General features: G+C 60.9%; 11 protein-coding genes. 9 read left to right on the forward strand and 2 right to left on the reverse strand.

Going from position 1 to position 25,497, the window contains the following annotated elements; translation table 11 throughout:
• The first annotated feature begins 100 nt into the window (after window positions 1-100).
• The 5 genes from PspTeo4_RS04385 (at window position 101) to PspTeo4_RS04405 (ending at window position 5,404) form a co-directional block, all read left to right on the forward strand.
• The gene (locus PspTeo4_RS04385; protein ID WP_108481449.1) at window positions 101-1,039 is read left to right on the forward strand and encodes a branched-chain amino acid ABC transporter permease; all 939 of its coding nucleotides are present in this window, start codon (window positions 101-103) and stop codon (window positions 1,037-1,039) included.
• Between the two features lie 10 nt (window positions 1,040-1,049).
• Entirely contained in the window at window positions 1,050-2,297 is a 1,248-nt protein-coding gene (locus PspTeo4_RS04390) for an ABC transporter permease subunit (protein WP_322362511.1), read from the forward strand.
• Entirely contained in the window at window positions 2,294-3,067 is a 774-nt protein-coding gene (locus tag PspTeo4_RS04395; protein WP_322362512.1) for an ABC transporter ATP-binding protein, read from the forward strand. Before PspTeo4_RS04390 ends, PspTeo4_RS04395 begins: the two co-directional genes overlap by 4 nt.
• On the forward strand, window positions 3,064-3,780 hold the full coding sequence (locus tag PspTeo4_RS04400; protein WP_322362513.1) for an ABC transporter ATP-binding protein: 717 nt from the start codon (window positions 3,064-3,066) through the stop codon (window positions 3,778-3,780). Before PspTeo4_RS04395 ends, PspTeo4_RS04400 begins: the two co-directional genes overlap by 4 nt.
• A 220-nt stretch (window positions 3,781-4,000) precedes the next feature.
• The gene (locus PspTeo4_RS04405) at window positions 4,001-5,404 is read left to right on the forward strand and encodes an amino acid permease (RefSeq protein WP_416196898.1); all 1,404 of its coding nucleotides are present in this window, start codon (window positions 4,001-4,003) and stop codon (window positions 5,402-5,404) included.
• A gap of 42 nt (window positions 5,405-5,446) precedes the next feature.
• On the opposite strand, the gene PspTeo4_RS04410 is transcribed toward PspTeo4_RS04405, so the two are convergent.
• Together PspTeo4_RS04410 and mrdA are read right to left on the reverse strand one after the other, a co-directional pair.
• Window positions 5,447-6,804, reverse strand: a protein-coding gene (locus PspTeo4_RS04410) for an IS3 family transposase (protein WP_322362364.1) whose coding sequence is annotated in 2 segments (ribosomal slippage) — window positions 5,447-6,336 and window positions 6,336-6,804 — 1,359 coding nt in all. Because the reading frame shifts where the segments join, the coding sequence is not laid out codon by codon here.
• A 151-nt stretch (window positions 6,805-6,955) separates the two neighbouring features.
• Window positions 6,956-8,848: a penicillin-binding protein 2 gene (gene mrdA / locus PspTeo4_RS04415; protein ID WP_322362515.1), complete on the reverse strand. Its 1,893-nt coding sequence runs from the start codon at window positions 8,846-8,848 to the stop codon at window positions 6,956-6,958.
• Between the two features lie 468 nt (window positions 8,849-9,316).
• Between mrdA and adhP the strand changes: the two genes are divergently transcribed.
• The 4 genes from adhP to PspTeo4_RS04435 all read left to right on the forward strand — a co-directional run bounded on the left by adhP (window position 9,317) and on the right by PspTeo4_RS04435 (window position 25,493).
• Window positions 9,317-10,327 (forward strand): alcohol dehydrogenase AdhP, encoded by a 1,011-nt coding sequence (gene adhP / locus PspTeo4_RS04420; protein WP_322362516.1) that lies wholly within the window; start codon window positions 9,317-9,319, stop codon window positions 10,325-10,327.
• A 327-nt stretch (window positions 10,328-10,654) separates the two neighbouring features.
• Entirely contained in the window at window positions 10,655-18,151 is a 7,497-nt protein-coding gene (locus PspTeo4_RS04425) for a neuraminidase-like domain-containing protein (RefSeq protein WP_322362517.1), read from the forward strand.
• A 97-nt stretch (window positions 18,152-18,248) separates the two neighbouring features.
• Window positions 18,249-22,589, forward strand: coding sequence for a SpvB/TcaC N-terminal domain-containing protein (locus PspTeo4_RS04430; RefSeq protein ID WP_322362518.1), 4,341 nt, complete (start codon window positions 18,249-18,251; stop codon window positions 22,587-22,589).
• Window positions 22,590-22,670: 81 nt separating this feature from the next.
• The gene (locus tag PspTeo4_RS04435) at window positions 22,671-25,493 is read left to right on the forward strand and encodes an RHS repeat domain-containing protein (protein ID WP_322362519.1); all 2,823 of its coding nucleotides are present in this window, start codon (window positions 22,671-22,673) and stop codon (window positions 25,491-25,493) included.
• Window positions 25,494-25,497: the final 4 nt, after the last annotated feature.

Here is a 25,497-nt window from a genome sequence, read left to right on the forward strand (position 1 = left end):
GCGCCATAACAAGAAGACTTTTCCCACCTGCCAGGCCAGTCGGTCGCGCGGCGCTGAGCCGCCGCGCGCCGGCGACAACGCAGTTTCGAGGATTCAGCTCGTGGACGGTAACTTCGATATCTTGTTGCAACAGGTCTTGAACGGCCTGGTGCTGGGCAGTATCTATGCCCTGGTAGCCCTGGGCTACACCATGGTCTACGGCATCATCGGCCTGATCAACTTCGCCCACGGCGAGGTGGTGATGGTCGGCGCCATGGTGACCATTTCGGTACTGACGATGCTTGCCGGCGCAGGTTTCGCCCCAGGCATCATCACCTTGCTGCTGGCGATCATGGCGGCGGTGGTGGTGTGCATGCTGCTGGCCCAGGGCATGGAAAAGTACGCCTACCGGCCGCTGCGCAAGGCGCCGCGCCTGACCCCGTTGATTCTCGCCATCGGCATTTCCATCGCCCTGCAGAACCTGGCGATGATGATCTGGGGACGCGGCTACAAGACCTTCCCCGAGGTGGTCGAAACCCAGCCGGTGGACGTGTTCGGCGCCACCATCACCAACGTGCAGCTGTCGATCATGCTGATCGCCGTGGTGATCATGCTCGGCCTCTGGCTGCTGGTGGACAAGACCCGCCTGGGCAAGGCCATGCGCGCCACCGCACAGAACCAGGAAGTGGCTGGGCTGATGGGCATCAACATCAACCGGGTCATCAGTGCCACTTTCCTGATTGGAGCCAGCCTGGGTGCCATCGCCGGGGTGATGCGCGCCGTCAACTATGGCCAGGCCGACGCTTACATGGGCCTGCTGCTAGGTCTCAAGGCCTTCTCGGCGGCAGTGCTCGGTGGCATCGGCAACCTGTTCGGGGCCATGGCCGGCGGGCTGCTGCTGGGGCTGATCGAGTCGCTGGCTGCAGGTTACACCGGGCAGATCACTGGCGGCTTCCTGGGCGCCAACTACCAGGACATCTTCGCCTTTGCCGTGCTGATCCTGGTGCTTCTGTTCCGGCCCAACGGCCTGCTTGGCGAGCGCCAGGCCGACCGAGCTTGAGGGAGCCGTCATGAAGAATCTCAAGACCCAATACCTGCTGTTGATCCTCGGCTTCATCGCCTTGCCGTTCCTGGTCGACGCCATTCCCATGCTCGGCCCTACCTGGGTGCGTATCCTGGGCTTTGCCATGCTCTATGTGCTGCTGGCACTGGGCCTGAACATCGTCATCGGCTACGCCGGCCTGCTCGACATGGGCTACATCGGCTTCTATGCCATTGGCGCCTACCTCTACGCCTTGCTGGCCTCGCCGCACTTGCAGATGGCCGGGTTGGTCGAAGGCGTGCTGGACTGGCCGTTGTGGGTGATCATTCCGCTGGCGGCGGTGGCCGCGGCGATCTGCGGGGTGTTGATCGGCGCGCCGGTGCTCAAGCTGCGCGGCGATTACCTGGCCATCGTCACCCTCGGCTTCGGCGAAATCATCCGCATCTTCATGAACAACCTGGACCAGCCGGTGAACCTCACCAACGGCCCCCAGGGCATCAGCAACATCGCGCCACTGCATATCGACGGCGGGGCGTGGATGCATGCACCGGGCGAGGGCGCGGCGCCGCTGTTGTCACTGCAGCAGAGCTGGAGCCTGTTCGGTCTGCAGGTGTCGCCAGTGATCAGCTATTACCTGTTCTTCCTGGCCATCGTCATCCTCTGCATCGTGCTGTCCAAACGCCTTGAGGTGTCACGTATCGGCCGTGCCTGGATGGCCCTGCGTGAAGATGAAGTGGCTGCCGAGGCCATGGGCTTGAACAAGCGCAACCTCAAGCTGCTGGCGTTCGCCATGGGCGCGACCTTTGGCGGCGTGTCGGGGGTGCTGTTCTCCAGCTACCAAGGCTTCGTCAGCCCCGAGTCGTTCACCCTGATGGAGTCGATCATGGTGCTGGCCATGGTGGTGCTCGGCGGCATGGGCTCGATTCGTGGCGTGGTGCTGGGTGCGTTGATCCTGTCGGTAATGCCCGAGCTGTTCCGCGACCTGGTCAACTGGATTCAGCCCTGGGTGATGGACAACGTCACCTTCATCAGCCGCGACATCCTGCGCAACGTGCTGGATGCCTCGACCCTACGCATGCTGGTGTTCGGCCTGGCGCTGATTCTGGTGATGCGCTTCCGCCCCGAAGGCCTGTGGCCGTCCGACCGGCGCCGCGCCGAGTTGCACGACGACGACCAGGAACCTGCTCCGGTGCCTGCGGCACTGACCACCACAGTGCCTGCGCAAGCGACTGAAAGCTCCTTCGAACTTCCGATCAAACAGGCGGACAAGGCATGAGCGATATCCTTCTCGAGCTGCACCAGGTCAGCAAGTTCTTCGGCGGCCTGCAGGCCCTGCACGGCATCGACCTGAGCATCCGCCGTGGCGAGATCCGCGGCCTGCTGGGCCCCAATGGCGCCGGCAAGACCACCCTGTTCAACGTGCTCACCGGGCTGTATCGAGCCGAGCAGGGGCGGGTGATGTTCGACGGCAAACCGCTGCGCATCAGCAAGCCGCACAAGGTGGTGGAGGCGGGTATTTCACGCACCTTCCAGAATATCCGGCTATTCCACAACATGACCGCGCTGGAAAACGTGATGATCGGCCGCCATGTGCGCACCCGCAGTGGTGTGTTCGGCGCCATCCTGCGCACCCCGGCCTGCGTGCGCGAAGAGCGTGAGATTCGCCAGGCCGCACGGCATTGGCTGGACTATGTCGGTATCGCCCATCTGGCGGGCGAGTTGGCCAAGAGTTTGTCCTATGGCGACCAGCGTCGCCTGGAAATCGCCCGGGCGCTGGCCACCGAACCCAAGCTGATTGCCCTGGACGAACCGGCAGCGGGCATGAACGCCTCGGAAACCGAAGGACTGCGCCAACTGATGTGCAAGATGCAGGCAGACGGCAAGACGGTGCTGTTGATCGAGCACGACGTGAAGTTGGTGATGGGGCTGTGCGATCACATCACCGTGCTGGAGTTCGGCCGCAAGATCGCCGACGGCCTGCCGGCCGACGTGCGCAAGGATCCACGGGTGATCGAGGCGTACCTCGGCGCGGAGGCAGTGGCATGAAGACGATTCTGCAAGTGGATGACCTCAAGGTGTCCTATGGCGCCATCCAGGCGATCAAGGGCATCGACCTTAAAGTGGGCGAGGGCGAGATGGTCGCGCTGATCGGCGCCAACGGCGCGGGCAAGACCACCACCCTCAAGACCCTGGCCGGGCTGCTCAAGCCCAGCGCCGGGCAGATCACCTTCGACGGCAAGGCCCATGCGGCGATCAAGGGCCATGACCTGATCCGTGAAGGCCTGGCCCTGGTGCCGGAAGGGCGGGGCATTTTCCCCAAGCTGACGGTGCACGAGAACCTGGAGATGGGCGCGTTTACCCGCCGCGATGGCAAGGATGCGATCAACGCCGACATCGAACGCATGTATGGCATCTTCCCGCGTTTGAAAGAGCGTGCCTTTCAGTTGGCTGGGACCATGTCGGGCGGTGAGCAGCAGATGCTGGCCATTTCCCGGGCGCTGATGGGGCGGCCCAAGTTGCTGTTGCTGGATGAACCCTCCATGGGCCTGGCGCCGATCATCGTGCAGAAGATCTTCGAGACCATCGTCGAGGTGGTCAAGGGCGGGGTGACGCTGCTGCTGGTGGAACAGAACGCTCGGCTGGCGTTGCAGACCTGCCAACGCGCCTACGTGATCGACGGTGGGCGTATCAGCCTGGAGGGCTGCGCCAATGACCTGTTGCACGACGACCAGGTGAAAAAGGCATACCTCGGGGAATGACCCATGCCCCTGGCGGTTGCTCAACAATGACAAGAAGACTTGCCCTGGGCCTGATTGGGTAGGCGCTTTACCGGCCTCTTCGCGGGTAAACCCGCTCCCACAGGTACCCCACTGGTTTTGATGGCAGTGGAGAAACCTGTGGGAGCGGGCTTGCCCGCGAAGAGGCCGGTGCAGCCAACCAAGCTGCATGCCTGGGGCGAATCCCTCAAAGGTTCGAATGATGTCGCTTCAACAGAACAACAACGCTGCACTGCAACACGGCCTGACCTCGCGCCAGGTGTCCATGATCTCGATTGCCGGCATCATCGGTGCCGGTCTGTTCATCGGCTCGTCCAAGGCCATCGCCTCCGCCGGCCCGGCCATTCTCATTTCCTACGCCATGACCGGCCTGCTGGTGCTGCTGGTGATGCGCATGCTCGGCGAGATGGCCGTGGCCAACCCCAACAGCGGGTCGTTTTCCACTTACGCCGCCGAGGCCATCGGCCCTTGGGCAGGCTTCACCATCGGCTGGCTGTACTGGTGGTTCTGGGTGCTGATCATTCCGGTCGAAGCCATTGCTGGCGCCGATATCCTGCATGCCTGGTTTCCTGGCGTGCCGTCCTGGTTGTTCGCCTTCCTGATCATGGGCGTGCTGGCGGCCAGCAACCTGGTCAGCGTGAAGAACTTCGGTGAATTCGAGTTCTGGTTCGCGCTGGTCAAGGTGATCGCCATCCTGGCATTCATCGTCGTGGGCGCCATGGCGGTGTTCGGCGTGTGGCCGCTGGCCGAGGTCTCGGGTGTCAGCCATCTGTGGGCCAACGGCGGTTTCGTGCCCAATGGCTGGGGCACGGTGCTGGGCGGCGTGCTGATCACCATCTTCTCGTTCTTCGGTGCCGAGATCGTCACCATCGCCGCCGACGAGACGGCCAACCCGCAAGCCAAGATCCGCCGTGCCACCAACCTGGTGGTGTATCGCATCGCGATCTTCTACCTGGCCTCGATCTTCTTGGTGGTGTCGCTGGTGGCCTGGAACGACCCGGCGCTGGCCGCGGTGGGGTCGTTCCAGCGCGTGCTGGAGGTGCTTGACGTGCCCGGCGCCAAGCTGGTGGTGGACGTGGTGGTGCTGGTGGCGGTGACCAGTTGCATGAACTCGGGCTTGTACACCGCCTCGCGCATGCTCCATTCGCTGAGCGCACGGGGTGAGGCGTTGCCGATTGCCAAGCGGGTGTCGCGCAATGGAGTGCCGGTGGTGGCGGTGCTGATGTCGACCCTGGCAGGCTTTGCCGGGTGCCTGGTGAACTATGTGTTCCCGGGCAAGGTGTTCGGGTTTCTGTTGTCCACCACGGGCGCGATTGCCTTGCTGGTGTACCTGGTGATTGCCATTTCGCAGCTGCGCATGCGCGCCCGGGCCGAGCGTGAGGGCACTTTCCTGGAGTTGAAGATGTGGCTGTTCCCGTGGCTCACCTGGTTGGTGATCGGCACTATCGTGATGGTGCTGGGCTACATGCTGTTCAGCGATGCCTATCGGTATGAAGTGTTGATGACGGCGGGGGTGACGCTGTTCATTCTACTGGTGTGCGTGAGCCGGCGGCGGATCGGGTTGGGCGAAGGCAGTGCCTTGGTGGCAGGCAGCGAGGGCAACTGAGCCAACATCGCATTTGGACTGCCCCCCAAAAGTTGGACAGTTTCAGCCAGTGACCTGAGTCCTGTAATCGACAGGGCTCAGGCCATTGAGCTTCAGTTTGATCCGGTCATGGTTGTAGTAATGGATGTACTCTTCCAGACCTGCCTTCAGCTCCTCAACACTCTCAAATCGCTTCAGATAAAAAAATTCAGCCTTGAGTGTGCCGAAGAAGCTTTCCATAGCTGCATTGTCCAGGCAATTGCCCTTGCGAGACATGCTTTGCTTTACGCCACGTTCATTGAGCTTGTGGCGGTATTGAGCTTGCTGGTAGTGCCAGCCTTGATCAGAGTGGATCACTAGCTTGGGCTTTTCTCCCAAGCGATTGAGAGCTTTCTCCAACATATTTCCAACCAAGCTATAGCTGGGCCGGCTGGCCGTTTCATAGGCAATGATTTCTCCGTTGTACAAGTCCAACACTGGCGACAGATAGAGCTTTTGCTGAGCTACCTTGAACTCAGTGACATCGGTTACCCATTTCTGGTTAGGTCGCTGAGCGATGAAATTGCGTTCCAGCAGATTCTTGGCCACTTTGCCGACGCACCCCCGGTAGGAGCGGTATTTTTTCGGGCGCACCACAGATTTCAGGCCGAGCCGAGCCATTAGCCGTTCGATAACTTTTTTGTTGACCAGGGTCCCTTGGCTTCTGATCGCCAACGCCACACGCCGATAGCCGTACAGCCCCCTCTCCTTGTGATAAACGCGCTGCACCAACTCGTTGAGCGCGGCATGCTTGTCCGGCTTCTGCTGGCTTTTGATCTGGTAATAGAACGTGCTGCGCGCCAGGCCTACTAATTCCAGAAGGTCTGGTAACGGAAATCTGCGTTTGAGTTGGGAGACAATCAGGGCTTTTTCGCCCGTGTTCGCTCCTTTTCCTCTCGCAGCGCTTTGAGCTCCTTTAGGACAGCGTTCTCCATGCGCAGGTATTCGAGTTCAGCCATCAGCTGTTCTCGGGATTTCTCCGTGTCGTTGGAGTCCGTGGGTTTGGCTGGCTTGATTCTCTTGGCCACGTTGGTCGGCTTTCTCTGTTGAATAGCTGTCAGGACGGTAGGGCTGCCACTGTAGTATTGCCGCTGCCAGATGCCTACCTGAGAAGATTGCCCTAAACCAAAATGTGCCGCCGTTTGGCGCATCGAAAGCCGATGCTCCAGCATGTACTGCAACACCTGCCGCTTGAAGTCATCGCTGTAGCGCTGTCCGTGTGATCGCGGGCCAAGACCTGCACTGGCCTGATGGCTCGCCACCCACCGTCTCAACAGACTGACATCGAGCCCGAAATGCCTGGCCACCTTTCGGAAACCATCACTGCCAGTTAGGTAGGTCGTGATTGCAGCGAGCTTGAACTGCTCGGTGTACTTGCCCATAGATCCCCCAAGGGTTGGATTTGTGTCCAACTTCTTGGGGGCAGTCCAATTTGTGGGAGCAACTGTCTTGTGTTGCCTTACCGGCCTCATCGCCGGCAAGCCGGCTCCTACAGGTAGCGCGGTGTTCTTGTAGGAGCGGTTTCGCCGACGATCAGCTGTGTGGCGCCTGTTTGGCGACCGGCGCCCCGGCATACTGCGGCTTCAGATGCCCCTGGTCATCCAGCAGGTACGCATCCATCACTTCCCGCACCACTGGCCCTGCGACCCGGCCGCCAGCTTCGCCGTTCTCGATCATCACCGCCACCACCACGCTTGGGTGATCGGCCGGGGCGAAACCGACGAACAGGGCGTTGTCGCGATGGCGCTCAAGGGTCTTGTCGCGGTTGTAGCGCTCACCTTGCTTGATCGCCACCACCTGCGCCGTGCCGCTCTTGCCGGCAATCCGATACTGCGCCCCGGCCGCCGCGGCGCGGGCGATACCGCGCGGGTCATGCATGACCATCTGCATGCCCTGGTTGACCTGGTCCCAGGCGTGCCGGTCGTGCAGCACGATGTCCGGCATCGGGTTCGGGTCCACTGGCGTGTCACCGCCCACGGTCATGGCCAGGTGCGGGCGGTGCCACACACCTTTGCTGGCCAGCAGGCTGGTGGCCTGGGCCAGCTGCAGCGGGGTCACCTGCATGTAGCCCTGGCCGATGCCGAGAATCAGCGTCTCGCCGGGGAACCAGGCCTGGCGGCGGGTCGCGCGTTTCCACTGTTGTGACGGCATCAGGCCGGGCGCTTCCTCGAACATGTCCAGCGACACCTTCTGGCCCAGGCCGAATTCGGCCATGTAATCGTGCAGACGGTCGATGCCGAGCTTGTGCGCCAGGTCGTAGAAGTAAGTGTCGTTGGAACGCATGATGGCGGTGTACATGTCCACCCAGCCGTCGCCGCTGTGGTTCCAGTTGCGGTATTTGTGGTCGTAGTTGGGCAGTTCGTAGTAGCCGGGGTCGAACACCCGGCTGCCTGGGGTGATCACGCCACTGTCGAGACCGGCGATGGCCACTTCCGGCTTGACCGTCGAGCCCGGTGCGTAGAGGCCGCGCAGCACACGGTTGAACAGTGGGCGGTCGATCGAATCGCGCAGGGCGGCATACTGCTTGAAGCTGATGCCTTTGACGAACAGATTGGGGTCGAAGCTCGGGTTGCTGACCATCGCCAGCACGTCGCCATTGGCCGGGTCCAGCACCACCACGGCCCCACGTCGATCGCCCAGGGCTTTCTCGGCGGCCAACTGCAGGTGGGCGTCCAGGCTCAGGATAATGTCCTTGCCGGGGATCGGGTCCTGGTGGTTGAGCACCCGCATCACGCGGCCCTGGGCGTTGGTCTCGACCTCTTCGTAACCGACGTGGCCATGCAACTGGCTTTCGTAGAAGTGCTCGATGCCCGTCTTGCCGATCGACTGGGTGCCCCGGTATTCGGTGCTGTCGAGGGTCTTGGCTTCTTTTTCGTTGATGCGCCCGACGTAGCCCACCGAGTGGGCGAAGTGCTCGGCCAGGGGGTATTCGCGGATGAACTGCGGTTCCACCTCAAGGCCCGGCAGGCGGAACTGGTTGACCGCCACCAGGGCGATCTGCTCTTCGCTCAGGCCCACCATCAGGGTCACGGGTTCGAAAGGCTTGCGGCCACGGCGCAGGTCCTTGTCGAACTGCTTGCGGTCATCTTCGGGCAGGCTCAGCACCTGGGCCAGGGTATCGAGCACCTTGGCCGAATCGCCGGCTCGCTCGCGGGTCATGGTCAGGTCGAAACTGGGCTTGTTGTCGGCCAGCACCACGCCGTTGCGGTCGTAGATCAGCCCGCGTTCGGGGGCGATGGGCAGCACATGCACGCGGTTGTTTTCCGAAACGGCGGTCTGCTGGTCATGCTGCACCACTTGAAGCACATAGAGCCGACCCACCAGCACGGCCACCAGGCTGCAGACCAGGACGGCGCAGGCAAGCAGCCGGCGGTTGACCAGGTGCTTTTCCTTTTCGTGGTCCTTCAGAGGTATGGGCTGGGGCATGGGCTTGGCTGTCGGGTCTCTGGCGATATGCAAGATCGCGGGGCAGGCACGCAACGGCAGGTTCGGCGCAGCCGCTGACAAGCGGTTTCCCTGCCAAGGCGGACCTGCCCCGCGATGGGCGGGCGATGCTACGCAAGGTCGCCGAACGCCTCAAGGCACCGTGAATGCGGCATGGGCCAGGAAAAGCCGCTTGCCCCCGTTGTCAGTGCCTTCATGACGAACATGAAGATTCCTTCATGCGACTGGTGGGCATGGAAAAGGGGGCACCTGCAACAAGGTATTTCGACCGAATCATGATCTGCAACAGCATTTTTCAACCAACCCATCACTAGACTGGCAGTTCCAACCCAGCAGCCGACGCCCCAGCAACCCATGCGTTTCCCTGTCGGGTTGATCGTCGCGGTCATCGCGTTGGCTATGCTGACCGAGCAATCACTCAAGCTCACGTAGGAATACAAGGAGGCGAGTATGAAAGCTGCAGTCGTTGCCAAAGGGCAACGTGTGGAAGTGGTCGAGAAAACCTTACGGCCGTTGAAGCATGGTGAAGCGCTGTTGAAGATGCAGTGTTGTGGTGTCTGCCACACAGACCTGCACGTGAAGAACGCCGATTTCGGTGACAAGACCGGTGTAGTGCTGGGCCATGAAGGCATCGGTGTGGTCCAGGAAGTGGGCCCGGGCGTCACCTCGCTGAAAATTGGCGACCGCGCCAGCGTCGCCTGGTTCTACCAGGGCTGTGGCCACTGCGAGTACTGCAACAGCGGTAACGAAACCTTGTGCCGCGAAGTGAAGAACTCGGGCTACACCGTCGATGGCGGCATGGCCGAGGAATGCATCGTGGTGGCCGACTACGCGGTGAAGGTACCGGACGGGCTGGACTCCGCTGCTGCGAGCAGTGTCACTTGTGCTGGCGTCACCACCTACAAAGCCGTGAAGATTTCCAACATTCGCCCTGGGCAGTGGATTGCCATCTACGGCCTCGGCGGGTTGGGCAACCTGGCTCTGCAATATGCGAAGAACGTCTTCAATGCCAGGGTCATTGCCGTGGACATCAACGATGACCAGCTGGCATTTGCCCGGGAAATGGGGGCAGACCTGGTGGTCAACTCGCTCAAGCAAGATGCCGCGAAGATCATCCAGGAGAAAACCGGTGGCGCGCATGCCGCCGTGGTCACGGCCGTGGCGAAGTCGGCATTCAACTCGGCAGTGGATGCACTGCGTGCCGGTGGGCGCCTGGTGGCGGTCGGTCTGCCGACGGCCAGCATGGACCTCAACATCCCCCGGTTGGTGCTTGATGGTATCGAAGTGGTCGGCTCGCTGGTCGGCACCCGCCAGGACCTGCAAGAGGCCTTCGAGTTTGCCGCGCAAGGCAAGGTGGTTCCGAAGGTGGCCCTGCGCCGCATCGAAGAGATCAACGAGATTTTCGAGGAGATGGAGCAAGGCAGAATCACCGGGCGCATGGTGATCGACTTCAGCAAGTAAGGCGTAAGAAACAGGGGCCAGGCCAGTTCAGTGCTGCCGATGTGGCCCCTTTTTTTTGCGTTTGGGAATGGCATCGGGGCTGTTGGGCGGTTGAACGTACGATGGCCAAATTGATCAGCAAGGAGCATTTAACTTCCTTGGGAGATGTTTCCTGCCCAGCAGTTGTACTAGGTTTCTAAAACATCGTTATCAACTAACTTCGCCGCAGTTGAATGGGCTGACCAGTTCAATTGTTTCTCACTGTGCGTGCCGGCTGACCAGTAGTGGCGGGGCCGCAGAGTGAGGGTTTTCTCTATCGGAAATTACCTTGCGGCGAGAATGGTTGATATGCAGAAGCATCATGAAATATATGAATCGCTTATTGAGAAAGTTGGTGGTGAAACGGTTGCCTGCCTCGGCAAGCTGTCTGTGGATGAACTGCGCGAGCATCTGGATGAGTCAATAGACGAACACGAAGCGCAGGTCATCCATGATGAACTTCGCAAGGCCTGTGATCAGGAGTTGCTTGACACCAAGAATGCCATGATCCGAACGTCGCCCCTGGCACCGGATTTCATGCGGACCAACGAGGTGGTGGAAGAGATTGCGCAGGCTCGTCTGGACGTCGATGAGCTTCCCGCGCTGGACGAGAATTGGCAACAGCCACGTGCACAGCAGTTCAGCGCCCCAGGCAATGTGGCTTCGATGTTCTCTCCAGCGGCGTATCTGTCGGAGCTGTATCAGCAGGCAAAGGGCCTGTACCCCGCGGGAAATCCATGGCATATCGATCGCCGGCGCCCGGATTTGCAGCAACTGCTGCTCAGCCAGGAAAACCTGGATACGCCGGTCAGTTCCCTGAGCCTGTCCAATGACATCTTGAGCAGTCGTGTACGCGACGTACTAGCACCGCCGGCGGGCCCTGCACTGAGCGATGATGAGTTGCTTGCAGCGTTGTCCAACGACGTGGGTACCTGTGGTACGCCCTATCACCACCACCAGAACCGCCTGCGCCAGGCGTTCGCCCAGAACGACCCGGATTTTTCGCAGCTGTTGGCGGCGCCGCAGTTCGCCAAACACCTGAATGAGACCGTGCAGCAGTACCTTCGTTATGATATTTCGCCGGCCTTGCGCGCGTTGCTGGTTGACCAGATCGACGAGAACAATGCGCAAGCGAAGTTTGAACACTACTTCCCGGGTGTGACACCCGAGTTGATGATGCAGCCCGAGCGACTGCGCAGCTGGTTTGGCCTGTCGGATACAGAACTGCAAGGTTTCATGGGCGTTCTGGATGGCGGTGAATATCAGGAAGGTCGACTGCTGAAGCGTGTGGGAGACGAAGTCGTCGAATTTACGCTTGGTGCACCATCTGGCTTTATCAACTATGTTCGCCTGTTTCCGATGGAGGGCGATACCTGGAAACTTTCATTCAACTTGAAAGTTGGTCGTGTGCATCGCTTTGATATCAGTGATGTGTTTTCCTTGCGACTACGGGTGCACCATTTTGGCGTGGAGGAGATAGCGGCCAATACGGAATACAGTCATGAATTCGAGTGGAAGAATGTACCTGAAAACTTTACCCTGGCTACCTATTGGAGCACCCACAACACGACTGGAACGAAAGGGCACAGGTATTCATTCCAGGGCACCTGCAAGCGATATTCAATGGCAGCTTACCTGCTTGTGCTGAACAAGGTCGTGCGCCTCTACAAAGCCACTGGATTGTCGCAGCGGGCGTTGCTGGACAGCCTGCTGGGTGTCGATCTCATGCGTTCCGACGATCAAATGCTGGCCGCCTTTTCCCGCACAGCGCAGTTGGTGGAACACTACGGAGTCGACCACGAAACGGCACTGCTGATGTCAAAGGGGCTGCTGTCGCAGATGGCCGGCTCCGACCAGAAAAGCCAGTTCGACCGCCTATTCAATGACCCGCCTCTGGTCGATGGAGGAATGAGCCCAAGCGGCGAGCGCTTGTATCTGCATCCGAGCAAAGCTGAGCATCATGCGGCTATCAAGGCAAGCCTCAAGCGTGCTTGCCGCACGGATGATGAAGGTTTGTTCGAGCTTGCACAGCTCATGAGCGGGTCGTCATTGGACATGGTTGGTATTCACGCCAGCCTGTCTCAGTTGTCGGGGCTTTACACCCTGAGCTTGTGGGCCCGCCATCACGGCCTGATGCCTGGCGAGTTGCGCCAGTTGCTGCAGATGATGGGTGTACCCGCTGCACTGCATGCACAGAAAGCCCACGTCTGGCAGCAATGGTTGACGAAACTGCGCGCGGTGAGTGGCTGGCTGAGCGAGCATGGCTGGACCGTGCAGGACCTGCAGCTGATGACCCGTGATGTTGCGGCGATCCCGGAAAGCACGGAGATCGGCAACCTGCTCAACGACCTCAAGTTCGCGTTGAAAGGTACGCAGCCCGCATCGGCGTGGACAACACAAGATCTGATGCGGGTGCTCTCGCCATTGATCGCGTCGGCGTTCAACCTCAGTGGCGATGCACTGGCGCAGGCGCTGCTGTCGTGGGCTGATCGGGTGAAGCCCGGGGGGCTTTCGTTGCTGCAGGTAAACGAACACTTGCGCATGCAGGTGCTTTCGGGGCCGCAGCATCGTGCTGTAGTCGACTTTAGCTATGGCTTGGCGCAGATGGCGATGATTGCCCATGCCTGCGGCGTGACCGGGGACATGCTGCAGCTGTGCGTCGACCAACCGCAGCTGTTGCTGAAGGTAGACGCAGGTGGTGTCGCCGAGTTGGCGCGTGATGCCAGGACGATCATGGCGCTGCGCGATTTCAGTGATTGGTTCAAAAGGCTACCGGACCAGACAGGTAGCGGCGGTGCGTTGCTCGGTGCGTTGAAAACGGGCAACGGCGTATCGTTGGCCCAATTGTCGATGACCACCGGGTATCCCCAACCTGTCCTGGAGCAGGCGGCCAAAAATGCCCATGCCAAGGGTGACCTGCAAGAACAGCAGGCCCTGCACAACTGGCAGGAAATCGAGGTGATCTCGCAATGGGTGAGCTTGGCCAACGCCTATGGCGTGATGCCCGATTCGCTGGCAGCGTTGCTGGCACTGGATACGGACTGGGCAACCTGGCGGCAAGTCGCGGATGCTTTTCAAGCGGCGCTCGAGCCATCGCAGGAACAAAGCGTGCATGCCGCTACGCAGCAACCGCTGAGCCGGGCATTGGTGGGCGTGCTGGGCGCACGGCAGAACTTCACGGTCGATGGGCTGAACCAGCACCTGTTGCTCGATGCCCTGAACTCGGAGCAGGTCATGGCCAGTCGTGTCGGCGAAGCCATCGGCGCCCTGCAGCAGTTCATTCACCGTACCTTGTCGGCGCCTGAAGACCCCCGCGCTTTAAACCACGGGGCGTTGAGCCGCTCGTTCTTCCGGGAATGGGCCCGCTGGAACGCCAGCTATGCCAATTGGGCCGCCGCGCAGATGTTGGTGTACTACCCCGAGAACTACATCGATCCCACGGTCCGCTTAGGGCAAACCCAGGCAATGGACGATATGTTGCAGGCCCTGGGGCAGGCACAGATCAACAACGATACCGTGGGCGATGCCTTCCACGGCTACCTTGCGGCGTTCGAGGAAGTGGCCAACCTGGAGACGATCAGTGGCTACCATGACACCCGCAATGCCGATTTGGGTAAATCCTGGTTTATCGGGCGCAGCCGCGACCAGCTTCACCAGTATTGGTGGCGAACCGTGGACGAAGCCAAGCGCAACACCAATGGCGTGCTGCCCGCCAATGCCTGGAGCGCCTGGACGAAGATCGATCTGGTCCCCAAAGCGCAGGGACGCCTGATACGCCCCGTGGTGTTCCGAGGTCGCTTGCACCTGGGCTGGGTCGAGCGCCAGGAGCAAATCCTGACGCGTGATGGCCAGGGGAAGCCGCAAGCGTGGCAACTTGACTGGTTGTTCAAACTTGCCTGGTTGCGCTATGACGGCAAATGGAGTGCGCCAATCGAGTTTCCGCTGGCCATCAGTGACCTGGGTGATGTGGCGCTGGATAACCTTTCGCTGTTTCTGGCTGCCTGGCCGGCACACGACAGCCTGATACTGAGTGTCTACGATCGCACCAAGTCCAGCGTTTCCGAGGTCTCGACCTTCGCTGGCCTGCAGATTTTCGAGAATTTCAGCAGCCGTCCCCTGAGCCATGTCGCATCGTATCTTCGGCCTGTCCAACACTGGCTGGACACTTCTGGCAGGACCGGCATGTGCGCGGACTTCGAAGAGTCGCAGCGGCCGCTGGCCGAGAACCGGATGCAAGTCGCAGCGGGGTCTCGGGTACCCGAACGGTTCAAAAAGTTTGAAACAAGTCTCATCGAGGCCAAGGTTGTCCATGTATCGGGGGATCAGTACAGCCTGTCTTTGAATGCCCAATTGTTGGTGGAGGCTTGGCAGCCTAGGGTGCCCAACAGGTGGGTTGGAGAACTCACCAAACGGTACCCAGCTCTTGCCTCGGAAGCGCGCGCTGTAAATGGGTTGCTACGCAGTTCAGAAGGTGCGTTTCTGGTGCGCAAGGAGGGCAACCAGTTTTGGGGGTATCTGTGCGTTAGCTATGCACGCATGTTCGCCGTGTACAACCAGGTTGCAGGCAGAATCGTTCGCGTCGGTGACTGGGTCGACGCCCCGGACATGGAAAGTTTTGTGCATGTTCAAACCGAGTCTGGCAACGCCATGATGGGGCGTTTCAAGATCCGGACCGGAAACTATCCTTTGACGCTCATGTATCTCGCTTTAGATGAGCAAATCTCCAGTTCGAACACTAGACGTCTTTCCAAAATGAGCGTGATCGATCTGCTGAACAGCTCGGCGCTGCAGGACACTCTCATTCCTAGCCAATACGCGAATCTGTTGGGCAAGGTCCATGGCAACGATGTGAGGTGCCGCATATACAGTGTGGATGGCACTCGCTCTTCAAGCACACACAAGTATTATGGGGTGTACGATCTGGCGAAGGCGCCACAGAAAGTGCAATTCATCACCACCGCCAACGTGGGAAATCTGAGTCAGTGGCAGACGGCCAAAGAAGCCTATCACCGAATAGAGTTCCAATTCGGTACTGGAAATGTCCGCAGCTTCACCGTCAAGGTCTACAGGGATGCCGATGCCCTCAAAACCGCTATCATCGGCACCAACGATGAGGGCGCCCAATATCTGGCCAGCAGGGGGCACATCAGTCGGCTCAACACCTTGTTCGCCCGGGAACTGACGGTAAAGGCCGTCTCCGGTATCGACAACATTCTCAACTACAGCACCCAACAGATACCTGAGCCGAAACTTGGCAACCTGGTGCGTCTTACCCTTCCTGCGTACAAACCTGAATATCACGGCCCGCAACCGTGGGCCAAGGTCTGGCTCGCCACTTCGGCCAACACGCGCACCCTGCTATGGTCGGGAGAGCTCAGCCACGGTGGCAAGGTATTCGCTGACGTGATGCTCGAACCGGGCAAAGAGTATAACGACCAGCCGTACTTCCATCTGGAAACGGAATACCACGCCAGGTATAACCGAGCCGTGCACGGCCATAGCATCATGATCAACAGCAGCACGCTGACGATCCATCGCGATTCGAATGTGCCAACCCAGGGCAAGCTGTCCAAGGACAATGTCGACAGTGTTCAGGCCTTCAGCGACAACGCCAATAACGAGATGGACTTCACAGGCGCTAACGCTCTGTATTTCTGGGAGTTGTTCTACTACACCCCAATGATGGTCATGCAGCGTTTTCTCCAGGAGGAGCGTTTCGATCTCGCCGAGCAATGGTTGAAGTATGTGTTCAACCCCGCGGGTTATTCCACGGATGGACGGATGTGGAACGTGCGGCCATTGCAGGAGGACAGCGGTTGGAATGACGACCCGTTGCAGGTGCTCGACCCGGACGCGATAGCCCAGAACGATCCGATGCACTACAAGTACAATGTCGTCATGCGCCTGCTGGACATCTACATCGGGCGCGGCGATGCGGCCTACCGCAAGCTGGAGCGCGATAGCCTGAGTGAAGCCAGGGTCTGGTACCAACGTGCCGTGGGCCTGCTGGGCGATGCGCCTTGGACGCCGCCGGCCAATAGCTGGGATGAGCCGATGCTGGCGCAGGCTGGCATTCCTGGAAAATCCAGATTCCTGCCGGAGGCCAACCGCGTGCTGCTGGGTTACTGGGACACATTGCGCATCCGCCAGTACAACCTGCGCCACAACCTGACACTCGACGGCCAGCCGCTGAGCTTGCCGCTGTACGCAACACCCGCCGACCCTCGAAGCTTGCTGGCTGCCGCCGTGGCCGCAGAGGCTGGGGGCGAACGTAGCTTGCCCACAGACCAGACGCTGCCAGCGTTGCGCTTCACGATGCTGCTCGAAGGCGCTCGCAGCATGGCTGCGCAATTGATCCAGTTCGGCAGCACACTGCAGGGCATTCTCGAACGCCAGGATGCCGAGGCCTTGGCAGGCTTGCTCGCCACCCAAGGCGCGGAGCTGGCCGACAGCAATGCGATGCTGTACCAGCAGACACTCAAAGAGTTGGCTGCCGACCGTGTCACGCTGCAGGCTTCCATGGATGCCGCCATTTTGCGCCGCGATCATTACCTCGGCCTGTATGAGCAGAACCTCTCGGCTGCCGAAACGCGGGCGCTGAACCTGAAAACCGAATCCCAGGTGGGCGCATTGTCTGCCAAAGTGATGACCTTGGGTGCCGGGGCGTTGTCTGCAATCCCCAACATCTTCGGCTTGGCTAACGGAGGCGGAAATTATGGCGCGATACTGAAGGCGTCTGCCGATGTCATTTCCATCGACTCGGCTGCACGCGACATCGCGGCTACTCGGATCAGCCAGGAGGAGATCTATCGACGTCGTCGAAGCGAATGGGATTTCCAGCGCAAGTCCGCAGAGAAGGAAATCGCCACGATCCAGGCGCAGCTCGATGCCCTGGCCGTGCGCGAAACCTCCGCACAGATGCAGCTCAAGCACCTGCAGACCCAAGCCGCCCATGCCCAGGCCCAGCTGGCCCTGCATCAAGGCAAGTTCACTGGCAAGGCCATGTACAGCTGGCTGCGCGCACGCCTGGCGAGCATCTTCTACACCTACTACGACCTCACCGTTTCGCGCTGTCTGATGGCGCAAAGGGCTTTGCAATGGGAGCAGGACGACAAGACCGCCTACTTGCGCACGGGCACCTGGAACAGCGCCTGGGCAGGCTTGCTGTGCGGTGAAGGGTTGATGCTGGCGCTGGGACAGATGGAAACAGCATGGGTGAAATGGCAAAAGCGCGAGATGGAAGTGACCCGTACCGTGTCGCTGGCCAAGCTCTTCAACGGCAAGCTCGCGTCGCAGGGCCATGCGCTCAACCTTGGAGACGCCATCAAGGCGCTGCTGGCGGGGCAATCGGTGCAAGTGGAGGCACCGTCGACGCAATACGGCCTGGCGCTGGCGAGCAACGGGGCCCTGTCGATCCGGTTTGGCCTCAAGGCCATGAATCTGAGTGCAGGTTTCTCGTCCGCGAAACTGCGCATACGCAGTATTGCCGTATCGCTGCCTGCATTGCTCGGCCCCTATCAGGATGTGCATGCGCGTTTGAAGACCAATGCCACTGGGTTGCCGAACGGCTGTAACGAATGCGCGATTTCCCATGCCATGCAGGACAACGGCCTGTTCAACCAGCTCAATGGTTACCCGCCGCTGCGCCAGAGTGCCCAGCTGTTGCCCTTCGAAGGGGTGAACATCGTCGATACGGATGACACGACGAACCTGACCTTGGATTTCGCCCAGGCCAAGGGCAATCAGAAAGCACTGCTGGAGCGTCTGAGCGACATCATCCTGCACGTGCAATTCACCGTCCGCTGAGGGCTGGGGGAGGGCGCTTCAACGCCCTCCCGCTTTCTCTTCCTGTCTATTTCCCGCCCCTTGCGCCGTTGCGCGAGGGGCGTAAAGGAGCAAGATCATGAACGAAATGTCTGCCACCCTTGGCGGTGCCAGCCATGCCCCGATGTTCAGCCCGCCGTCGCTACCCAAAGGTGGTGGCACGGTTTCTGCCGGAGGCGGCATGCTGTCCACCGCAAGCGCCGACGGTGCTGCTGGCTGGTCGCTGCCATTGCCCGTGCCACAAGGGCGTGAGCTGACCCCATCGTTAAGCCTGCAATACCGATCGTCGGGGGGCAATGGTGCCTTCGGTGCTGGTTGGCAATGTGCTCCGCCCACTATCTGCCGCATGGAGCGCCTCGCAATCCCGGAGTACGGTAGCGCGGATCGCTGGCTTGGCCCCGATGGCGAGGAAATGCTGCGTGATCAAGGCCCGGCGCGTAGCGTTGCCAATCTGCCATTCTCCGATGTGCCTGCCGCCCATACCGTGACCGATTGGGTGTTGCGCAGTGGTGGCCGCGATCACCGCATGGAGCATTGGCGTGCGACCGCAGAGCCAGGCTCGCCGGGCTTCTGGCTGCAGTACCATCCCGATGGCAGCATCACGCTGTTTGGCTGGTCGGCCGCCGCACGCCTTGGCAAGCCTGGCCAGCCAGCGCAGGTGGCGTGCTGGTATGCCGAGGAAACCGTCAGTGTCACTGGCGAGCATGTGGTGTACACCTACCGGGTCGAAGACCAGGCCGGTTGCGATGCACAGGAGCTGGCTCAGCATCCTCGTGTTGCCAACACATACCTGGCCGCCGTACATGCCATGAACGCCACCCCCAGTGAAGCGCTGCTGATTCCCCAGCAGTCGTTCCGCCCGGACGACTTCATGACGGTGATGCAGTTCGATTACGGCGAGCGGGGCATTGGCCTTGGCACCCCACCTGCGTTCGAGGTGACCACGCCGTGGCCGGTACGTCAGGACTGCTTTTCATACTGGCGGTGGGGCTTCGACAAGCGTACGCGGCGGCTTTGCCGCGAGGTGCTGCTGTGGCACCGCAGCCGGATGCTGGCCGGGGAACCCGACCCAAGCCCTCAACTGGTGTCGCGCTTGCACCTGGATTACGAAGAATCGGGTGTTACATCCACCTTGGTGGCGGCGCAACAAGTTGCTTATGAGGCCGATGGTACGCCACTGGCGCTGCCACCCGTGGAGTTCGAACCCAGCCGCCCGGGGTGTGAGCGTCCGGGCTGGGAAGCGTTGACCGAGCTCGATGGTTTCAGCGCGCCGCACTGGCAAATGGCTGATTTGTACGGGGAGGGACTACCGGGCTTGCTGTACCAGGACGCAGGTGCCTGGTGGTACCGCCCACCGCAGCGCAACAGTACGCTTGGCGGCGATGCCGTCACCTGGGGAGCTGCGCAAGTATTGCCTGGCGCGCCACGCGCAGGTACCGGGATACTGGCTGACCTCGATGGTGATGGTCAGCCGCAATGGCTGATCAATGCCCCGGGTATTCGTGGCAGTTTCACCATGTCCCCAGAGGGGCAGTGGCGCGACTTCGTCGCGGCCGACGCCTTACCCTGCGAACTGGCGCACCCCGCCGCGCAGCTGGTCGACCTCAGTGGACGCGGGCATCAGGACCTGGTGATGATCGGCCCCAACAGTGTGCGACTGTGCGCCAGGGCTCGCCGCACGGGCTGGCAGCCCGTCAGCGAGGTAGTAGCAGGTTGCGCGCTGCCGTTGGCGGGCGGTGAGCACCGGCTGGTGGCCTTTGCTGACTTGGCTGGCACAGGCCTGCAGCAGTTGATTGAGGTCACCGCAGAGGGCGTCAGCTACTGGCCGATGCTTGGCCATGGCCGTGTTGCCGACGCGCTTCGCATGCCGGGCTTTGCCGTCGAGTCCTTCAGCGCGTCGCGGGTACTGCTTGGCGATACCGACGGAAGTGGCACGACCGATATCCTGTATGTGGAACCGGACCGCATTCGTGTGTTCATCAACCACAATGGCAATCGCTTTGTCGAAGCCGAACCGGTGCTGGCCCCCAAAGGCGTCGTGCTCGATGCCAGCTGCAAATGGCAACTGGTCGATCTGCGCGGGCAAGGCACCGCAGAGCTGGTACTGACCGTGCCGCACATGGTCCCGCGCAGTTGGAGCTACCGCTTCAACGACAGGCGACCCTGGTTGTTGGCCGAAGTGTCTGGCAATTGCGGCAGCCGCACGCTGTTCGACTACCGCAGCTCGGCACAAGGCTGGCTGGATGAAAAGCTCGCTTTGCAACGTCAGGGTAAAGCCACTGCAAGCCGTTTGCCGTTCCCGGTCCACACCTTGTGCCAGGTCACCCAGGTGGACGATATCAGCGGCCTGCGCACCGCCAGCCGCATGCACTACCAAGAGGGTGTCTGGGACCCTGTGGAGCGTGAGTTTCGTGGGTTCATGCAAGTCGCCCAGACCGATACGCACAGCGCCGCCCAGGGCAATGCGGCCGAACGCTCACCTCCGGCGCAGGTACGGCGCTGGTTCTTGAGCGGGGTCGAAGAGCCAGAGGCGGTTGCTGCACAGCACAGTCGCTGGCAGCACAATGCAGAATCCGGCTTTGCCATGCAGCCCGTGCGCTTCACTCGTCTTGAACGTGGCCGTGACGTGCCCTACGAGCCGCAAGGGGCCGCTCGCCAATGGTTGCTTCGCGCCCTGAAGGGCGTCCAGGTACGTAGCGAAACCTACGGCCTTGACGGCAGTGAGCGCGCCGAGCTGCCTTACCATATTGCCCGTCAGCGCTGGCAGGTGCGTGTCTACGAGACTGCGCAGGCTGATAGGCCCGCGGCCTTGGTAACGGCCGTGGAGGCGCTGGAGTTCACTACCGAACGAATCCTCGAAGACCCCGTCATCACCCAGTCTCTGGTATTGAGCCAGGATACGCATGGGCAGGTGCTGCAACAGGTGCAGGTGCATTACCCACGGCGCGCCGCTGTCACCCCGTCGCCGTATCCAGACACCCTGCCGCAGGGGCTTGAGGCCGATGCCCGCGACCCGCAGCAGCAGACGCTTTGGCTGCAACTGACACGCGACAAGGTGATCAACCTGACGGATGGCCCCACTTACTGCTGTGGGCTGCACGACGCGACGCGCACCGATGTGCTGGCGCTGCCGGCCGATGCTGTCCCCCCAGGCGGTTTCAGCGTGGAGCGCCTGCTGGCTGCAGACAGCCCGCTGGCCAAAATGAGTGACGCCACGCTGACCGGCTACCAGCGCTGGCAGTGGTGCGATGCCCAGGGACGGTTGACCTCGCAGCCGACTCGCCAGGCGTTGGTGGCGTATAGCGAGTTCGCCATTCTCGAACACGCCACGTTGGACAAGCTCAAGGCCACCCTTGCCCCGCAGGAAGTTGCCCAGTGGCTCGCCAGTGGCGGCTATCACGAGGTTACCCTGGCCGAGGACGGCAAGCGCGTCTACGTCAGCCGTCGCGACCTGGCGCGCAGGCTTGGCGCGTCTGGGTTCCATCGTCTTGCCGCGCTGCGCGACAGCGAGCTGGTCGGCGAAGCGCGCATCGAATGGAGCCCTCACACTGTGCTGGTATCGAGGGTCACCAATGCCGCTGGCTTGCAAACCACGCTGCAGCATGACTGGCGCTTCTTGACGCCGGTGGCCCAGGTCGATGCCAACGACAATCTGCGTCAGGTGACGCTCGATGCTTTGGGCCGGGTGACGCAAACCCGTTTCCAGGGTACCGAACATGGCAGGCAGGCTGGCTATCGCAGCGGCAGGGCATTCACTTTGCCGTCAACGGTGGAGGCCATTCTGGCGCTCAAGGCTGGAGAAGTGCCGGTGGCAACGGCGCATCGAATCGAAGCGCAAAGCTGGATGCCCTGGGCGCGTGACAGCCAAGGCCGCCCCCAGGCCAGCCGCATGGGCGAACTGGCGCTGCGCCGACAACTCAAAGCGGCAGGCCTGGCCGAGGTTGACCACCGCGAGGGCCGCGTAGCGCCGCACATCATCAGCCTGCAGACCGACCGTTATGACGGCGACGCTGCGCAGCAGCTGCGCCTGAGCGTGACGCACAGTGACGGCGCTGGCCGTCTGTTGCAGACAGCAGTGCTGAGTGCGCCAGGGGAAGCCTTGCTGCGGACCGCAGCGGGTGGCCTGCAGCGTGACGCCCAAGGCCGTGCGGTTACCCGATCGGTTGCGCGGCGTTGGGCCGTGACCGGCAAGACCGAGTACGACAACAAAGGGCAGCCTGTGCGCACCTGGTTACCGTTCTACCTCGATGACTGGCGCCCGGTGCATGACCACAGCGCCCGCGATGGCCTGTATGCCGATACCCACCTGTACGACGCCATGGGGCGAGTGTATCGGGTGATCACCGCCGCCGGCTGGGAGCGGCGAACTCAGTATTACCCCTGGTTCACCGTTGCCGAAGACGAGAACGATACTGCCTGAGTGGAGGCCGTCATGGCGTGCGTTGCCTTACGCACGCCACTGCACTCCACCGATACAGACTTCAAGAAAAGGAGGCACGCGATGCCTGCTACCACGGATAACGCCGTACACCGCAACACGCCCACCGTCACGGTGCTGGACAGCCGGGGCCTGGTGGTCCGCACCATCCATTACCATCGTCACCCTGACACGCCGACGCTGACCCAGCCCCGGATTACCCGTCAGCACCATGATGCCAAGGGTTTCATGAGCCACAGCAGTGACCCGCGCCTGCATGAGCGTGGCCGGGTCAACTACCGCTGGCTGACCGACCTGGTCGGCAACCCGCTACGCACCCACAGCGTCGATGCGGGTGTGTCGTTCAACCTTGGCGATGCCGCCGGGCGGCCGTTGCTGGCGCTGCAGCGCATCGCCATCGATGATGCCGGCAAGTACGACCGCAGCCAGGCGGTCGTGCGCCACTGGCATTATGAAAGTGCCAGCTTGCCAGGGCGCTTGCTGGGTATCAGCGAACAGGCCAGCGGCCAGGCGGCCTGCTGGATCGAGCGTCTGGTGTATGCCGGCAATGGCGAGCTGGAAAAAGCCCACAACCTGGCGGGCCAGCCAAGCCATCATTACGATACCGCTGGCTTGCTGCACACCCAGAGCATAAGCCTGACAGGCGAGCCGCTGGTGGTCACCCGGCGTCTGCTCGATGCCGCATCCGAACCCGACGTAACTGCCGATTGGCAAGGCGAGCAGGCGGCCCAATGGAACGCCCAGCTACAACCCATCGCCCGCGCCCACACGACCGTTACCCGCGTGGATGCCACCGGGCAGGTGGTATCGACACTGGACGCTGCCGGCCATGGTCAGCGCCAGGCCTACGATGTGGCCGGTATGCTCAAGTCGAGCTGGCTGACGCTCAAGGGCGGGCGCGAGCAAGTCATCCTCGAATCGGTGAGCTATTCGGCAGCCGGTCAGAAGCTGCGCGAAGCCCACGGCAACGGCCTGGTCACGCGTTATGACTATGAACCGCGCACCCAGCGCCTGGCCGCTACGCGTACCGAACGTCCCGTGGGGCATGCGCACGGGGCCAAGGTGCTGCAGGATCTGCGTTACGCCTACGACCCGGTGGGCAACGTAGTGAGCGTGCGCAATGATGCCGAGCAAACCCGCTTCTGGCGCAACCAGAAGGTCGAACCGCAAAGCGAATACGCCTACGACAGCCTGTACCAGCTGGTGGGCGCAAGCGGACGAGAGATGGCCAGTGCCGGTCAATCATCCAGCCAGTTACCAGTGTCCACACCGTTGGATAGCTCAACCTACACCCGTTACAGCCGTACCTATTGGTATGACGAGGCAGGCAACTTGACCCGTATCCGTCATAGTGCGCCTGCCAGCAACAACAACTACACCACCGACATTACCGTGAGTGACCGTAGCAATCGAGCGGTGTCGAGCGCGTTAGCCATGGTCCCTGGCCAAGTCGAGGCATTGTTCACTGCTGATGGCCTGCAAACCACCCTATCGCCAGGCCAGTCGCTAGATTGGTCGATGCGAGGTGAGTTGCTCAAGGTTACCCCGGTAGTACGAGAAACGGGGGTGGATGATAGCGAAGGTTATCGCTACGACAGCGGCAACCAGCGCATCCTCAAGATCAGTAAGCACAGGGCGGCGAACCTGATGCTCGCACACCAGGTGCTGTACTTGCCGGGCCTGGAATTACGCACATCCAGCCAAGGCACGACCAGGACACAAGACCTCCAGATAATTGCCATTGGCGAGGCAGGTCGCGCACAAGTGCGGGCGCTGCACTGGGCATTGGGCAAACCGCATGATTTGCCGAACGACCTGCTGCGTTACAGCTACGATGACCACTTGGGTAGCGGTACCCTGGAAGTCGACGGTAGCGGGGCGCTGATTACGCGAGAGGAGTATTACCCATACGGTGGGACTTCGGTATGGTCGGCGCGCAGTGAGGTGCAGGGGCGATACAAGTTCGTACGATATTCAGGCAAGGAGCGCGATGCGACCGGCCTCTACTATTACGGGTACCGCTATTACCAGCCTTGGTTATGCCGTTGGCTCAGTGCGGACCCTGCCGGCAACATGGATGGCCTGAACGTGTTCACGATGGTACGCAACAACCCGCTAACGTTGGTTGACGAGCAAGGGTTGGAGGGACGTCCCGCGCAAAAAACGTCGGCTGAAAATGGAGAAAACCAGGAAGCTGCAGAACATAAGGGCACGCCTTCCGATACTGATAAAATCGAAGCCTCAGCTTCAAGGCCTGTTTCACCTGAGGCCAATACTGAAGGCAACGAGGCCATGTCCGAAACCCCTCAAGCAGCGGTTGGTGCACAGTCGGCGAATGAGCATGGCACTTACATCATTCGTCCTGAACAACGTGGTGTCGCGGAAACTGCGTTTTTCAAAAATCTGTATGGTGAGGGGCTGCTGGCCTACAAGACACATGGTAATCCGCAAGGTCAATTATTGAACCGACTTGGTCAATGGGATTCAGCCTCCAATGTGGCGAGGAATGATATTGCTCCATTTTTGGTGGGGCAGCCATTGGGCAAACCCCTCATGCTGATTGCCTGCTTTTCAGGGAAGTCTGGAGCCGCGCAAGAAGTGGCTACCGCACTTCAAAGGCCTGTGACGGGTTTCCCCCGAGCTGACACGGTTTACACCAGACATAGTTCACTCATGACGGAGAGATGGGGGCCGAGCAGGGACTATCCGTTTGGGAACGAAGTGCTGCAGGACCGCTCCGGCGTCTGGCCTTGGGTTCAAAGGAAGGTGTTGAGGATGGAAAATCGAGAAATCGCCGATCTGCACACTTACCAGCCGGCACATCTGACGTTTGTCGGCTCTATAAACAGAGCGGTTGAAGAGCACCGTTCGCTCCGGCATCGATAGTGCT

This window comes from Pseudomonas sp. Teo4, from assembly GCF_034387475.1.
Taxonomy (GTDB): Bacteria; Pseudomonadota; Gammaproteobacteria; order Pseudomonadales; family Pseudomonadaceae; genus Aquipseudomonas.

Bases quoted from the DNA above. Each gene is read 5' to 3' on its own strand.
- PspTeo4_RS04405 (WP_416196898.1), top strand. From the start codon at position 4,001: ATGTCGCTTCAACAGAACAACAACGCTGCACTGCAACACGGCCTGACC.
- PspTeo4_RS04395 (WP_322362512.1), top strand. From the start codon at position 2,294: ATGAGCGATATCCTTCTCGAGCTGCACCAGGTCAGCAAGTTCTTCGGC.
- PspTeo4_RS04400 (WP_322362513.1), top strand. From the start codon at position 3,064: ATGAAGACGATTCTGCAAGTGGATGACCTCAAGGTGTCCTATGGCGCC.
- adhP (WP_322362516.1), top strand. From the start codon at position 9,317: ATGAAAGCTGCAGTCGTTGCCAAAGGGCAACGTGTGGAAGTGGTCGAG.
- mrdA (WP_322362515.1), bottom strand. From the start codon at position 8,848: ATGCCCCAGCCCATACCTCTGAAGGACCACGAAAAGGAAAAGCACCTG.
- PspTeo4_RS04425 (WP_322362517.1), top strand. From the start codon at position 10,655: ATGCAGAAGCATCATGAAATATATGAATCGCTTATTGAGAAAGTTGGT.
- PspTeo4_RS04430 (WP_322362518.1), top strand. From the start codon at position 18,249: ATGAACGAAATGTCTGCCACCCTTGGCGGTGCCAGCCATGCCCCGATG.
- PspTeo4_RS04390 (WP_322362511.1), top strand. From the start codon at position 1,050: ATGAAGAATCTCAAGACCCAATACCTGCTGTTGATCCTCGGCTTCATC.
- PspTeo4_RS04435 (WP_322362519.1), top strand. From the start codon at position 22,671: ATGCCTGCTACCACGGATAACGCCGTACACCGCAACACGCCCACCGTC.